Source organism: Nocardia salmonicida NBRC 13393 (assembly GCF_001613085.1).
GTDB classification, from domain to species: Bacteria; Actinomycetota; Actinomycetes; order Mycobacteriales; family Mycobacteriaceae; genus Nocardia; species Nocardia salmonicida.
The window spans coordinates 131182-145019 of sequence record NZ_BDBR01000002.1; the positions used below are offsets into that span (position 1 = coordinate 131182).

A 13838-nucleotide genomic window follows, 5' to 3' on the forward strand; every position below is an offset into this window, starting at 1 on the left:
CTACCTACAGATCGCGGAGTGCTGGGGTCGGCCGGTCGGGGAGGCGGCGCCGAGGATCTGCGCGATCACGGGATCGATGCCCGGGATGATGCTGAAACTGATGTCGCAGACATAGGCGTTGACGAAAGAACCGGCGTCGGTGGCCCGGATCATGGACTGGAACAGCTGCGGGAGATTGAAGCCGAGGAACGCGAAACGTTCCTTGCCGTCGACGAAATGACGCGCGAAGCCGGGTTCGCGATTCATGAACTCCGTCAGCGACGGGCCCGCGCCGTCGATGACAGCGGCGGCGTCGGAGACGACGGTGGAGATCTGCGCGGTCTGGTCCAGCAGTGTGTCGCGCCGGGTTTCGAGTGCGTCGAAGATCTTGCGGGTCTGGGTGAAAGTCGTCTGCAGCCCGGCGCTCTGCCCGGCTAACGTGGTCATCACCGCCGACAGGTTGTCGATCAGCGTGCCCAGGATCTGGTCGGGCCCGGCGAAGGACTGCACCAGGGTCGCGGTCTCGGTGATCAGCGCGGCGACCGCGCCGTCGTCGCCCTGAAGCGCTCGGATCAACGCGGAGGTCAGATTGTCGACGTCTGCCGGGTCGAGGGCGCTGAACAACGGCTGGAATCCGTTGAGCAGCCCCGACAGATCGAAGGACGGTTCGGTGCGATCGAGCGGGATCCGCGCGCCGGGCGCCATGGGCGTCGGATCGCCGGATTCGGCTCTGCTCAGCCCGAGGTAGCGCTGTCCGATCAGATTCTGATAGATGACCGAGGCGATGGTGTTGCCGTACACGGGCTGACCTCGCTGGATCCGGAAGTCGACCTCGGCGTTCGGGCCGAGGATGTCGATGGAGTCGACCCGGCCCACTTGTACTCCGGCGATCCGGACGTCGTCACCCACACGTAGTCCCGAGACATCGCTGAAGACAGCGGAATAGGAGTGCGTGTCGCCGCTGACGTCGCGTTGCAGAGTCACCCGGACCATCCAGATCAGCAGCGCGGAGACGAGCAGAAAGGCGGTCAGTCCGGCGAGGTCGCGTTTGTGTTTCACCGTGGTTCTCCGGCGGCTGGTGGGGCGGGCACGGTCAGACCGAACAGCTCGGCGAGGCCGGCGGCTTCCTGTGGCAGACCGAGGCTTTCGGCCAGAATGTCGCGCTGGTCGAGCGTGTTCACCGGTTGGTCGGCGGCGCCGATGACCGGTGGGCCCGCGGCGGGTCCGTTCTCGCAACTCGCACCAGCGAGTTCTCCGTAGCGCGGACAGTCGGTCCGGGTGTATTGCTTGTGCGGAGTGAGTTCGACGATCACTTTGGCGGTGCCGGTCTGGGTGTCGGGTTGCCAGAAGTCGTGCGCGAACACGTGCGCGATCCGGGTTTGCGAGGTCGTCATCTGGACGAAGTTGCCGCTGCCCGCGGCGAGAATCTGTAGCACGGGGCCCAGCCTGGAGTTGAGGTCGATGATGGTCTCGGTGCGGTTGTTCAGCGCGGTGCCGACCGTTTCGGTGGTCGCGATGCCGCCGGTGAGCAGTTCGGTCAAGCGGACTCGCTGCTCGGCGACGCTGTGCATCGGCCCGACCGCGCTGTGTAGCGCGGCGAGCAGATCGGGTGCCGATTCCTGCAGTCCGTGCACAGCCTCCGAGAGTCCGGTGAGCAGCGCGGGGGAGTCGTCGTCGCCCGACAATTCGCCCTGGTAGGCCCGCACGATGCGCGCGAGCTGGGCGGCCGCTGCCATCGCGTCCGCGCCGCGGCCACGGGTCGCCCGTTCAACGGTCTCCAAGATCCCGACGGTGGGATCGGCGTCGGGGCGTCCCACGGCGTCGACGATGCGGCTCAACGCGGTGAGCGAGGTCTGCAACTGCACGCTGGCCTTGCTGTGGTCCTCCGGTATCGACGCTCCTGACCTCAGCGCGGGGCCCGGTCCGTTGTCGATGAGCTGGACCGAGGGCACCGCGAACACGTTGCTGGGGACGACGCGCGCCGTCACCGTCGCCGGAATCGCGGCGGCGTGCGAGGGGATCAGTTCGATGTGAACCTTGTTGGGGTGGCTGCCGTCCGAGGCAACCACGTCCTGCACACTCCCGACCAGCACGCCGTGATATTTGACATCGGATCGTTTCGGCAACCCGTCGCCCACGTCGACGAGCATCGCGGTCACCGCGACCGTCTCCGCGAACGCGCCTTCCGAGCGGGCGACCATCGCCGCGACGGTGGCGACGACGACGGTCAGCGCGGCCATCCCGCGCACGAACAACTTGGTATTGCTCAGGTGCCTGTCGTCGGATTCGAACACTATCGACATCGCACTACCCACTGATCCTGGAGCCGGCGTCGAATCCCCACAGCGCCAACGTCATCAACAGATTCACCGAGATCATCACGGTGATGCTCGCGCGCATCGCCCGACCTGCCGCGACACCGACTCCTTGCGGCCCGCCGCGCGCGTAGTAGCCGAAGTAGCACTGGATCGTGGTGGTGATGGTGACGAATACGATCGCCTTCAACAGCGAGAACACGACGTCGGTGCCGCTGAGCACCAGGTCGAAATAGTGGGCGTAGGTTCCGAACGATTGTCCGCCGACGAGCCCGACGAACAGCTCGACGGCGAGGTAGTCCGCGGCCAGCGCGGCCAGGTACAAGGGGATCACCGCCACGATCGAGGCGATCAATCGCGTCGAGACCAGGAAGGGGACCGGGCGGATCGCGATCGCGTCGAGGGCGTCGATCTCCTCGGCGATCCGCATCGCGCCGAGCTGGGCGGTGAACCGGCACCCCGCCTGCGCGGCGAAGGCGATCGACGCCATGATCGGAGCGAGTTCACGGGTCGCCGCGGTCGCGGCGATCATTCCGGTCGCGGGCTCCATGCCGAGCAGCTTCAACGCGTTGAAGCCCTCGATGCCGACGATCCCGCCCGCGGCGGCGCCCAGGATGATCATCACTCCCGCCGTTCCACCGCCGACGATGAGCGAGCCGTTGCCCCAGGTCACATCGGACAGGATGCGCAGGGATTCGCGGCTGTAGTGGCGCAGGGCAACGGGTATCGAGACCACCGCGCGCACGAAGAAGGTGAACATGTGCCCGAATCGGATGACACCGTGCCACGGCCCGGCCGCCACCCTGAGCGCGACCCGCACTCCGGGAGGGCGATACACGCTGGCCATTACAGGGTCGTCCTCGGGAACAGCATCGTGTAGATCTGGGTGAATCCGAGATTGACGACCATCAGCACCACGATCGATGCCACCACGGCGGCATTGACCGAATTCGCCACGCCACCTGGCCCACCCCGGGTGTTGAGGCCCTTCTCGCACGCGATGACGACGACGATCACGCCGAACACCGCGGCCTTGACCATCGCCAGGTACAGATCACCGGAGGTGGCGAAGGAGGAGAAGGTCGCCATGTAGCTGCCCGGAGTTCCGTCCTGGACATAGACATTGAACAGGTAGCCGGCCAGAAATCCGACAAAACAGCTGACTGCGGTGAGCGCCATCGCGATGAGGATCCCGGCGGCCAGTCGCGGCACCACGAGCCTGCGCAGCACCGAGACCCCCATCACCTCCATGGCGTCGATCTCCTCGCGGATCTTGCGCGAGCCCAGATCGGCGCACAGCGCCGAACCCACCGCTGCCGCCAGCAGAATCGCGGTGACCAACGGCGCCGACTGGCGGATCACGGCCAGGCCGCTCGCGGCGCCGGCCAGTGCCGTCGCACCGACTTGTCCTGCCAGCAAACCGAATTGGATGGACAGGGTCGCACTGATCGGCACCGCCACGGCCACCGTCGGCAGCAGGGAGGTCTTCACCATGAACGCCGCCTGCCCGACGAATTCGTCGAAGGGGAAGCGCCGCGCCACGATGTCGGTGGCGAGATAGCGGAATGCGTCCCGGCCGAGTTCGACCTGTCTTCCGACGGTGTGCAGCGAGGCGATCGGGTGTCGCCGGGAGTATTGCTTCGACCAATCCTTGATCTCGGTGACCGCGGATGCGTTGGGTTCCACAGCGAACCTCCTCTTTCCGGTGTAGATGTCTCGCTAGCGCGGTGTGGGCGCGGCGAGTTCGCGAAGAGAGGACAGGAACAGTTCGTCCATGTGCGGGCTCAGTTCGCTCAGGGTCGCGGCGTTGGCATGGCCCGCGGAGCCGAAGACGCGTGCGAGGGCGTCGGCGGGCGTGGTGGAGCCGATGGACAGGCACAGGCAGGCCACGCCCTCGGCGCGCAGTTCCTCGAGTGCCTTCGCGGCATCCGCTTCGGCGTAGCGACCCTCGTAGCCGTCGTCGTAGGGACAGCCGTCCGACAGCACGACCAACAGCCGATTCTGCGTACCCGCTCGGTTTTTGAGAATCTCGCCCGCGCCGCGGATGCCTGCGCCCAGCCGGGTGTAGTTCGAGGGCTGAAGCTGATTGAGTCTGGCTCGTCCGACGGCGCCGAACCGCTGATCGAAGGTTTTGATCGCGGGCAGGTACACCGCGTGGCGGCCCTCGGAGCGGAAGGCGTACACCGCGACACGGTCCCCGAGCTCTTCGAGCGTGACGGCCATGGTCGCGGCCGCCCGCCGCTGATGGTCGTGCACGGACAGGCCCTCCAGATCGGCATCGGTGGCCGATCCGGACGCATCCAGCAGGATCATCACGCCGAGATTGCGCTCGAGCTTGCGGTGTTCGAGGTACACGTTCTCCGGGCGCGAGTATCCCGAACGCAGATCGACGAACAGATCGATGAGCGCCTCGATATCGAGTTCGTCACCATCGGGGCGCCCGCGCAGCACCTTCGGGCCAAGGCCCACCCGAGCCAGCCGCCGTCGGAGCACATCGTCTTCGGGCACACGTGCGGCCGAGATATCCGTGGGGACCGTCAGCGGGAAATCGACGACTCGGCACCAATCCGGTTTGTAGCGGTCGTTGAATACGTCCCACTCGGGATAGAGGGCGCCGCCGATTCCGGCGGCGGCGCCGGGCTTGTCGGCATCGGTGAACTTGATCCGGGTGGGCAGCGGCCGGGCATTCGGTCCGACCATCCGCGCCCGGCGCACCGCACTGACCGGCGCTTCGGCGCCGGCGGGCCCGTCTCCGTCGGACCGTGAGTTGCCCATCGTCTTGCGGAAGAAATCCATCACCGACTTGCCGCTGAAGAGTGGATTCTCGAAGAGTTTGAGAATCTTGCTCTCCTCGGACTTCTCGACGTTGTCCTCGACCTCGTCGTCGGCCTCGGGTATCTCGCTGAGATCGAATTCCAGGCGCAGCTCTCCGTCGCTCGCCCGCCCGCCCGGGCCAGGATCCGACGCCACCAACTGGGAGGGTTTGATGGTGCCGAACCACTCCGGTGGCTCGTCGACTTTCCGCTTTCCCTTGGCCGCCGCGAGTGATTCCGCGGCGCTCGCTGTACTCGGTTCTCCCTCGAGATCGAGTCCGGCGGCGAGTGGAAGCCGCCCAGCCAGTTCTGCGAGCACCCGACGGCCTTCTAGGGCCAGGTAGCGCCGCGCTGTCGATGGACGCCCCCGCAGTGACCTCACCAGTGCCGGATCCAGGCTCCCGGCACCGAGCAGCGCGCTCTGCACGAGTACTTCGCGACGCTGCTCGGTGCCGGTACCGTCGTCCGAAACGAACACGATCTGCCCGTTCGTATACGGCGTCCCGCCCGCCGGCAGCTCTGCGATACCCACAGACCTGCCGGCGAGGTAAGTGGCGAGGAGCCGGTATCGCTCCGGCCCGCTCGGATCCTTGTCGATCATGGCCGCGGCAGCACAGCGTCGACGAGTTCGCCGAGGGCGGCAACGATATCCGCGTCATCGGACAGCGCCTGCACCACCGCCGATTGCACGGCGGTGCGTAGGTCCAGCCCGCCCGCGACGAGGCCACCGGCGAGGATCAGCATTCGCGTGGAGGACACCTCGCGCAGCGGCGAGTTGTCCAGGTTGCGGATGGCGCTGCCGACCGCGACCAGTGCCCGCGCGGTCTCCTCGTCGACCCCGGCTTCGTGGGCGATCACCTCGCGCTCGATCTCGGGGGGCGGGAAGCCGAGTTCGATAGCGACGAATCGCTGCCGAGTCGACTCCTTCAGATTCTTCAGAACGCTCTGGTAACCAGGGTTGTAGGAGATCACCAGCTGGAACCCGGGTGCAGCGGGCAATGTCACCCCGAGCCGGTCGACCGGAAGTTCGCGGCGGTGATCGGCGAGCGGATGGATCACCACGGTGGTGTCCTGGCGCGCCTCCACGACTTCGTCCAGATAGAAGATGGCGCCCGACCGCACGGCGCGCGTCAACGGACCGTCCACCCAGACCGTTTCGCCGCCCTTGAGCAGGAAACGGCCCACCAGGTCCGCCGAGGTCATGTCCTCGTGGCCGGCGACGGTGATCAGGTCCCGGCCGAGCTCCGCGGCCATGGTTTCCACGAAGCGGGTCTTACCGCAGCCCGTGGGGCCCTTGAGGAGAAGCGGGAGCCCGCCGACGGCCGCCGCGCGAAACACCGCTACTTCGTCACCGACCGCGCGGTAGAACGGTGCCCGTGGAACGTCGAGTACAGCGCTGGATCGACTGGTCATGTCAGTTTCCTTTGTCGGTGTCGGCGAAGGGAATGATCTTCGGCAGCTCGGCACCGTCGGGCAGGACGAGTTTGCCGGTCGGATCTATGTAGCCGCTGTGCCGGAAGGGAACCGGCAGATCAGGATGGGGGCAGAGCCGGTCGGTTCCTTCGCCGCAGATACCCATGTTGAAGTACGAGCGCTTCTGGATGTCCTCGGGCCACGGATCGGTGTGCAGGGCGAAGAATTGCGCGGGAAGGTTGTAGCCCACGAAGAAGAATGTGCTGACGGCCGCGAAGATCGCGAGAAAGCGCGTGAACTGTTGCCTGACGAATCCGCCGTGGATCTGATCCAGGCCACGCTCGACGATGGTTCGGCCACGGTCGTCGGTGAAATAGCGCAGCGAGCAGAGGCCGGCCTGAACTCCGCCCCACATGAGCCCTTCATACAGCGGCCACTGATAATAGGTGCCGGCGTTGATCGACCATGCCTGGAGTGCGCCGGGGTAGGTGAAAAGACCCATCGGCATCAGGAATAAACCTTCGATGACGAGATCGAAGAAGAATGTCCAGACGAGCAGCACGCCGATCAATCCCATAGTGCTGATATTCGGGAACCGCTGCTTAGTCTTTCGCATCACCCAGCATCCGAGAATCGTGCACAGCAGGACGCCGTAGGAGTAGCCCGGTGCGTTCATCAGGATCGGTTCGGCCATCATGGCGCCTGGTTCGCCATAGGATTGCCAGCCCGGCACATCCTGCACCCACGAGCCCCTGTTGAACATCCAGGTGTTGTACGTACTCCACGTATTGAAGTAGTTCAGCAGTGGATCCTGGAAGAACATCAGGCCGCAGGCCACGAACAGCATGCCGTCGAGGGTTATTCGCCGCTCCCGTAGCCACGGCCGGATAATGAAGAAATACATGCCGATCGGCAGACCGAGAAGAATCACCGCGGTCCAGACGGTGAGAATCACCTTCATGAAAGTCGGCGGATCGCTCGGTCCTGTGGGCACGCGTTCGAAATTGGGGCCGGTGATCCAGCGCAGCCACACATATATCTGCAGGGCGAGGATCAACCCGCCGAGGGTGGCCCAGATCTTGACCGCATTGCTGGTCGATTGAACTTTCGCGCCGAGGGTGGCCACGTTGCCGAGCGGCTCGGTGACGGTGGTGCCCTTTTTCGGCTCCGAGGGTCCGCTCACAGCGCACCTCCTCGGTGAATGGTCGGGGTCCGACGCGCGTCGATACGCTCGAAATTCGGAATGGAATCGGCGATGGCCGTGGAAGTCGATGAGGGAGTCATCGGTCACTCTCCTGAAGTATCCGTACGACTCGAAATATACCACTGAGAATCTGAGATACTAGGGGGTTTCTAAGATTCGTGGCATAATCGCTGATATGGCTGAGCGTTGGACCCGAGAGCGGAGACTCGAGCACACCAGGGGGCTGCTCCTGGAGGCCGCCGAAGAAGTATTTGCCGAAAAGGGTTTCGCGGCGGCAACACTCGATGACATCGCCCACGCCGCCGGGTACACCAAAGGCGCGATCTACAAGCACTTCGCCACCAAGGAGGAACTGTTCCTCGGGGTGAACGATCGATACATGCAGCGCTACTTCGATACCTTCACCGAGGTGCTGGCGGCCGCCTCGAGTGTGGGAACCGAAGAGTTGGACCGCGTCGGTGAGCTGTGGCGCCGGCTGGGCGCCGACCGCGGTACCGACCATGCCGCCCTCGGTATGGAATTCACCCTGTATCTGCTGCGCAACCCCGAGGTTCGGGCACGGGTGGCCGTCCGGCGGGAAGAGACCGTGGAAGCTCTGGGGCAGTTCATCATCGAGAATCTCGACCGACTGGGCGCGACCTCGCTGATCCCGCCGATGACGATGGCGAGGGTGCTCATCCACACGACGCCCTCCGTCGTACTCGGCACCGAACTCGACAGCGTCGACCTCTACGGGCCGATTCTCGAGATGTACATGTCGGCTATCAAGCTGCCCTGACCGCGCATCCCTGCCTCCGCCCCGATCACTCACGAGCTGCGGATTCCGCTCGGCGGGGCGGCAGCGCGGGCGGAATCGATGTGCGGCACTGTGGCATTCGTCGACGAGCGAATCGAGAGCGACACCGTGTCGAGGTAGCCTTCGAGACCCTCGGTTCCGAATTCGCGGCCGATGCCGCTGTTCTTGACTCCGCCGAACGGCGCCACCGGATCCATGCTGTAGGGCTCGTTGATGCCGAGGGTGCCCGCGCGTACTCGGCGGGCGATCGCCGTGGCGCGCTCGATGTCGGATGACCACACCGAACCCGACAGCCCGTACTCGCTGTCGTTGGCGAGGTGGACCGCGTGTTCGTCATCGGTGTAGGCGATCACGCTCAGAACGGGACCGAAGATCTCCTCCTGCGCGATCCGCATCGAGTTGTCCACGTCGGCGAACAGGGTGGGCCGGACGTACCAGCCGTGCTCGACGCCCTCGGGGAGGTCGGTGCCGCCGACGATCAGACGGGCTCCTTCGCGCTGCCCCAGGTCGATGTACTCCAGAACCCGCTGCTGTTGGCGGTGCGAGACCATCGGACCGATTCGGGTCGCTGGATCGAACGGGTCTCCGACCGTGAGGTTTTCGATCACACTCGCCAGCGCGTCGACGAATTCGTCCCGGCGGCGCTGGGGGACCAGCACGCGGGTCTGGGCGACGCAGGCCTGTCCGCTGTTCATCAGCCCGGCCACCATCATGCCGGTGGCCACGGCGTCGGGATCGGCGTCGTCGAGCACCACCGCGGCGGATTTGCCGCCGAGTTCGAGGCTGACCCTGCGCAGTGCCGCACCGCATACTTCGGCGACCTGCCTACCCGCCCCGGTGGATCCGGTGAACGAGACCTTGTCCACGCCCGGGTGCGAGACCAGGTACCGGCCGACTTCGCGCCCCGCGGGCAGGATGCTGACCACCCCGGGGGGCAACCCGACCTGGTCGAGGAGCTCGGCCATATGGTGCGCGTCCAGCGCTGTCTCCGGAGACGGCTTGAGCACCACCGTGCATCCGGCGAGCAGCGCCGGAATCAACTTTCCCACGAGCAGGAACATGGGCATGTTCCAAGGAATGATCGCGGCCACGACCCCGACGGGTTCGTGGCCGACGACCACGTCACGGCCGAGGAACCCCGCTCTGGTCTCCTGCCAGCGGTAACCGGCGGCGATGTCGGCGAAGGCGCTGATCATGATGCCGGGCAGCTTGGCGTGCGCCGAGCGCGAGAAGGTGATCGGCGCACCCATTTCGGTGGTGATCAGTTGTGCGAGTTCGTCTTCACGTGCGCGGTAGCACCGCGCCAACTCGCGGACGATCGCCACGCGCGCCTGTGGGTCCATACGAGGCCACGGCCCCGTGTCGAACGCCTCGCGCGCAGCCGCGACCGCACGATCGACATCCGCGGTCGTCGGGTCGGCGACCCGCGCGATGACCTGCTCGGTGTGCGGCGAGATCACCTCGATCGTCTCGCCGGCGGCGGGGTCGACCCATTGCCCACCGATATAGAGCTGATGACGTGGCGACATTGCTACCTCGGATCTGATGCGCGCATTCGAAGTGCGGGCGAACGGTTTTCGCTGGTCACGGTTTCTTGTGGACGCGGCCGTCCTTCATCACGAACCGCACATCGTCGAGAGTGGTGATGTCGACGGTGGGGTCGCCGGAGACGGCGATGATGTCGGCCAGCAATCCAGGTGCCAGCCGCCCACGGTCGTCGACGCCGATCAGTTCGGCGCTGGTGATCGTGGCCGCGCGCAGCGCCTGCGCAGGTGTCATGCCGCGGTCGACGAGTGCCCACAGTTCTTTGGCATTGCTGCCGTGCGGGACCGCGGGTGCATCGGTGCCGCAGGCGATCTTGACCCCGGCACGGATCGCCTTGCGCAGCGTCTCGCGCGCCCGTGGAAAGACCTCGGCGGCCTTCTTCTGCAGTGCGGGAGCGGCTTTGGAGACATCGAGGCCCTCCGACAGATAACTCGTCGGTACCAGATATGTGCCCTGCTCCACCATCAGCGCGATGGTGTCGTCCTCGGCGAGGGAACCGTGTTCGATGCAGTCGACCCCGGCCCGCAGGCAGGCGCGGATTCCGGCGTCACCGTGGGCGTGCGCGGCGACGCGCACACCGGCGCGGTGCGCTTCGTCGACGATCGCGGCCAGCTCCTCGTCGGAATACTGCTGGGCTCCGGCGACGGTGCCGTGTGACATAACCCCGCCCGATGCCGAGATCTTGATGACCTCGGCACCGTATTTGATCTGGTAACGCACAGATTCGCGGACCTGCGGCACGCCGTTGGCGCGGCCTTCCTCCACCGTGATCGGCATGATGTGCGGGGCGAGCCGCTGAAACATCGTGGGATCGAGGTGGCCGCCGGTCGGCGTGATGGCGTGTCCGGCCGAGACGATGCGCGGGCCTTCGAGCCAGCCCTGTTCGATCGCGCGGTGCAGATCCACGTCGAGCAGATAGCCCCCGGTCTTCACCATCAGACCGAGATTGCGGACCGTGGTGAAACCGGCGTGCAGGGTGACGCGGGCGTTCACCGAGGCGCGCAATGTTCGATACACCGGGTCGTCTTGCACACCGTGCATCGGGTTCGGCAACCCCGAGGGAGTGTCGGGCCCGCCGATGAGCAGGTTGACCTCCATATCCATCAATCCGGGCAGCAGCGTGAGCTCACCCAGATCGATGACCTGCGCGTCCGCGGGTACCTCGACCGGATTGATCGCGGTGATTCGGTTGCCGTCCACGACGATCACCGCCGGCGTGTGCCGCTGCCCGGTCTCGACCTCGACCCACGCCGCGGCACGCAGCACGACGACCTGCCCGCTCATAGGCTCGGCTCGATGACACAGGTCAACGACGCGGCCCCGGTGTCGGGTATGCGCGGCTGTCGCCACACTTCGACGGGGAAGGACACCTGAATCATCGAATACAGCAGGTACATCAGGTTCTTCGCGTCCTCGGGCATATCGTCGATCGAAAACTTGTCGCAGTAGGTGAGCGCGTCTTCGGCCCGCGCCGCGATCACGTCGTAGAACCGCTGCATGTCGACCATCGTGGAATTCAGGCGCTGGTCGTTGCGTTCGGTTTCGGAGGGCAGACACCACACAGAGGCGAACTGCTCGAGGTCGGCGAATTCGACCGGCAGTAGAGGTGTGCTCATCGCTTGGCCTCCGTGCCCTCGCGCTGATAGTCGCCGACCCAGTCCGCCGCGACCTTGTGCAGGTGCCGAAGCAGGATTTCCTGGTCGTTGAGCTGGAATGTGGTGACCGCGCGGGATTCGAGCATGAGCTGGGTAGCCTCCAGCGTCGAAGAATCCTGCAGCCCATACTCTTTGAAGGTGACCGCGGCCATTTCGTGGGCGACGCGGTCGCGCGGGGTGCGGGCGGGCGTGAAGTACAGGTTGCCCTCGAAGATGTGCGTATTGTGCGAGGTCGGCCAGTACTGGTAGGTGAGATACCAACCCCCGGACCAGATGAGAATGGTGAAATTCGGCCACAGCTGGAACGAATCCAGCCCCCAGGGTTCGCAGCCCGCGGGGTTGAGCCCGGCCGGCATCGGACCGAGATCCGGGACATCCCACGGACCGAACAAGCCACTGCGGGTGATGTCTTCCATCGGTTTACGCATCGCGGCGTCGAGTTCCCAGGTCACCACACCGGAGGTGCTGACCAGCCGATGCGGTCCGTCGAGCTGGTAGTGCGGTGCTTCGAATCCGGCCTGCTGCGCGGCGACGGAGAAATTGTCCGGCGTCTGCTTTCCGTGCAGGATCGGTGCGTGGTAGAACTCCTGGAAAGCGTCCAGGTAGAGCTTCCAATTGGCGCCGACCTCGGCCCGGTAGGAATAACGTTCTGTCAGTTGGTCGAACGGGTATCCCTCGAGACCGGTCACCATCGGGCCGAGGAACTCTCGCAGTGTCTGACGCGGTTGCGCGGCCAGATTGACGAAGATGAATCCCGACCAGACCTCACAGTGCACGCGCGCGAGCCCGAGGTTGTCCTTGTCCAGGTCGAAGAACTCGCCTTCCTGCTGCACGAAACTCAGCGAGCCGTCGAGTCCGTAGCGCCAGCCGTGGTACTTGCAGGTGAACTGGCGACACGTACCGGCGGTTTCCTCGCGGGGAAACTCGTTCCACACCAGCTTGTTTCCCCGATGCCGACAGATGTTGTGGAAGGCGTTGACGCTGCCGTCGCGATCGCGCACCAGGATGATCGAGGAATGCGCGGCGTGGATCTCCCTGGTGAAATAGCTGCCGGTGCGCGGCAGTTGTTCGATGCGACCGACATTGAGCCAGGCGCGTTTGAAGATCGCGTCGCGCTCGAGTTCGAAGAACTCCGGGGAGATCGAGTCCTCGTAGGACATCGGGTCGGTCCCGAGTTCTGGGTAGTGCTGAGTCCAGCTACCCTCTGCGGGTTTGGGCCAACGAGCCATGATGTACTCCTGAAAGGCTGTATCGGTGGGCTATTCGATCGGTTCTTCACCGAGCACCGTGGTGCGCAACATCTCTCGCGGAGAACCTGCCGGGTACGGCGCGGCGCGATGGATGACCCCACGGTTGTCCCAGATCACGGTGTCGCCGACAGCCCAGGTGTGCCGGTAGACGCGGTCGGGAGCGGTGCAGCGGCCCAGTAGTCCGTCGAGCAGTGCCCGGCTCTCGTCGGCGGGCATCCCGACGACGTGGTCGGTCGAGGCACCGAGGACCAGCGATCGCCGTCCGGATTTGTGGGTCCAGATCAGTGGGTGCTCTTTGGTCGGACGTCTGCGCCACGCCACCAGTTGGTCCGGTGTCGGGTCCGCTGTCACGCCACGCTGCGACGCTTCGAGTGAATGCACCACACGCAGGGACCGCAGAGATGTTCGTTCCGCGGCGGTCAAGTCGTCGAAAGCCTTGTAGGTGCTGGCGAATTCGGTCTCACCGCCGCTGGCGGCGACGGCCTTGGCCGTGAGCACGGTCGCCATCTGTGGATAGGCGTCGTCTTCGGGCGTGCAGCCGTCGATGTGCCAGTCGAAGGTCGCGCGCAGGTAGCTCGCCGACGAGTTCTTGGCGGCGTCGAGGCTGACCCGATAGATGCCCTCCACCGGATGATGTCCGGGTGAGGTATCCACCTGCCCGAGCGTGCGGCAGAACGCTACCTGGGTTTCCGGGTCGAGATGCAGATCACGAAAGACCAGCACCCCGTTCTCCTCGAGGGCTGTCATCACGGTCTCGGCGACGCGGTCATCGTCGAGCAACTGCTCGCGGCGTACGCCGATGACCTCTGCTCCGACAGCGTGCCCGAGTTTCTCGATGGTAATCGTCATAATGGAGTTCCTTCGTGTC

At 65.3% G+C, this 13838-nt stretch carries 13 protein-coding genes; 1 reads left to right on the top strand and 12 read right to left on the bottom strand.

Annotated features, from left to right (window positions below):
• The 7 genes from NS1_RS01220 to NS1_RS01250 are packed head-to-tail and all read right to left on the bottom strand — an operon-like array spanning position 1 to position 7646.
• Positions 1–1038, bottom strand: a complete 1038-nt coding sequence (locus NS1_RS01220) for an MCE family protein (RefSeq protein ID WP_062980709.1) — start codon at positions 1036–1038, stop codon at positions 1–3.
• Positions 1035–2282 (bottom strand): MlaD family protein, encoded by a 1248-nt coding sequence (locus NS1_RS01225; RefSeq protein WP_062980711.1) that lies wholly within the window; start codon positions 2280–2282, stop codon positions 1035–1037. Before NS1_RS01225 ends, NS1_RS01220 begins: the two co-directional genes overlap by 4 nt.
• Positions 2283–2286: 4 nt before the next feature.
• Positions 2287–3141 (bottom strand): ABC transporter permease, encoded by an 855-nt coding sequence (locus NS1_RS01230; RefSeq protein ID WP_062980713.1) that lies wholly within the window; start codon positions 3139–3141, stop codon positions 2287–2289.
• Positions 3141–3980 carry an MlaE family ABC transporter permease gene (locus NS1_RS01235; RefSeq protein ID WP_255284366.1) on the bottom strand — a complete coding sequence of 280 codons (840 nt, stop codon included), beginning with the start codon at positions 3978–3980 and terminating at the stop codon, positions 3141–3143. Before NS1_RS01235 ends, NS1_RS01230 begins: the two co-directional genes overlap by 1 nt.
• Positions 3981–4013: 33 nt before the next feature.
• Positions 4014–5708: a nitric oxide reductase activation protein NorD gene (locus NS1_RS01240; protein WP_062980717.1), complete on the bottom strand. Its 1695-nt coding sequence runs from the start codon at positions 5706–5708 to the stop codon at positions 4014–4016.
• Positions 5705–6520, bottom strand: coding sequence for a CbbQ/NirQ/NorQ/GpvN family protein (locus NS1_RS01245; RefSeq protein WP_062980718.1), 816 nt, complete (start codon positions 6518–6520; stop codon positions 5705–5707). The genes NS1_RS01240 and NS1_RS01245 overlap by 4 nt, the downstream gene beginning before the upstream one ends.
• Before the next feature lies 1 nt (position 6521).
• Complete coding sequence (locus tag NS1_RS01250) at positions 6522–7646, bottom strand: spirocyclase AveC family protein (RefSeq protein WP_165610173.1); 1125 nt, start codon at positions 7644–7646, stop codon at positions 6522–6524.
• A 253-nt stretch (positions 7647–7899) separates the two neighbouring features.
• Between NS1_RS01250 and NS1_RS01255 the strand changes: the two genes are divergently transcribed.
• Entirely contained in the window at positions 7900–8502 is a 603-nt protein-coding gene (locus tag NS1_RS01255) for a TetR/AcrR family transcriptional regulator (protein ID WP_062980720.1), read from the top strand.
• 29 nt (positions 8503–8531) lie between these two features.
• On the opposite strand, the gene NS1_RS01260 is transcribed toward NS1_RS01255, so the two are convergent.
• From NS1_RS01260 to NS1_RS01280, 5 genes are read right to left on the bottom strand one after another with little or no spacing between them, the layout of a single operon-like run.
• Positions 8532–10049 carry an aldehyde dehydrogenase gene (locus NS1_RS01260; protein ID WP_084503330.1) on the bottom strand — a complete coding sequence of 506 codons (1518 nt, stop codon included), beginning with the start codon at positions 10047–10049 and terminating at the stop codon, positions 8532–8534.
• 55 nt (positions 10050–10104) lie between these two features.
• On the bottom strand, positions 10105–11349 hold the full coding sequence (locus NS1_RS01265; protein WP_062980722.1) for a metal-dependent hydrolase family protein: 1245 nt from the start codon (positions 11347–11349) through the stop codon (positions 10105–10107).
• Entirely contained in the window at positions 11346–11681 is a 336-nt protein-coding gene (locus NS1_RS01270; RefSeq protein ID WP_062980724.1) for a hypothetical protein, read from the bottom strand. The genes NS1_RS01265 and NS1_RS01270 overlap by 4 nt, the downstream gene beginning before the upstream one ends.
• A complete protein-coding gene (locus NS1_RS01275) occupies positions 11678–12949 on the bottom strand; it encodes an aromatic ring-hydroxylating oxygenase subunit alpha (protein WP_056809052.1) in 1272 nt (423 codons plus the stop codon). Before NS1_RS01275 ends, NS1_RS01270 begins: the two co-directional genes overlap by 4 nt.
• Positions 12950–12979: 30 nt before the next feature.
• Positions 12980–13819 (bottom strand): TauD/TfdA dioxygenase family protein, encoded by an 840-nt coding sequence (locus NS1_RS01280; protein WP_062980726.1) that lies wholly within the window; start codon positions 13817–13819, stop codon positions 12980–12982.
• Positions 13820–13838 lie beyond the last annotated feature (19 nt).